Origin of the sequence: Pseudomonas agronomica (genome assembly GCF_025917275.1) — a bacterium.
In the GTDB taxonomy this organism is placed as follows: domain Bacteria; phylum Pseudomonadota; class Gammaproteobacteria; order Pseudomonadales; family Pseudomonadaceae; genus Aquipseudomonas; species Aquipseudomonas agronomica.
In genome coordinates, this window is sequence record NZ_JAOSHO010000941.1 from 1 (window position 1) to 822 (window position 822).

The 822-nt window shown below is 65.6% G+C and carries 1 protein-coding gene; it reads right to left on the minus strand.

Features of this window, described 5'->3' with window-relative positions; translation table 11 throughout:
• Nucleotides 1-822 (minus strand): amino acid adenylation domain-containing protein (locus tag OC610_RS28255; RefSeq protein ID WP_264432974.1); only part of this gene is annotated, 822 nt, incomplete at both ends.

Consider the following 822-nt stretch of genomic DNA (forward strand, 5'->3'; position numbering starts at 1 on the left):
GTCGATTTCCCCGAGCTCGATGCGCTGGCCGCGCAGCTTCACCTGATGGTCGAGACGCCCCAGGTACTCGATGTTGCCATCGGCGAGGAAGCGGCAACGGTCACCGGTGCGGTACAGCCGGTCACCGGCCACGAACGGGCTGGCGAGGAAGCGCTCCTCGGTCAGGTCCGGGCGTTTCAAGTAACCCCGGGCCACGCCGACGCCGCCGATGTACAGCTCGCCGATGCTGCCAATCGGCAGCGGTTGCTGGGCCTCGTCGAGGATGTACAGGCGCAGGTTGGCGATGGGCTTGCCGATCGGCACGATCATGTCATTGGCCGAGCAACGCCAGACCGAAACGTCGATGGCCGCTTCGGTCGGGCCGTACAGGTTGACCAGTGCCGCCGGGTGTTGGCCCATGAAGCGCCGCACCAGGTCCACGGGCAAGGCTTCGCCGCTGGCGAAGACCTGGCGCAGGCTGTGGCAGTCGACCAGGCTCGGCTCCTCGACAAAGGCACGCAGCATCGACGGGACGAAGTGCAAGGTCGTGACCCGTTCCTGCTGGATCAACTGGCTGAGGTAGGCCGGGTCGCGATGACCGTCCGGACGGGCAACCACCAGGGTTGCACCGGTGATCAGCGGCCAGAAGAACTCCCACACCGACACGTCGAAGCTGTACGGGGTCTTTTGCAGCACACGGTCGTTCGGGCCAATCGGGAAGGCGTCCTGCATCCAGTGCAGGCGGTTCATCAAGGCGCCGTGCTCGTTCATCACGCCCTTGGGTTGGCCGGTGGAACCGGAGGTGTAGAGCACGTAGGCCAGGTCGTGGGCTTCGACGCTGAT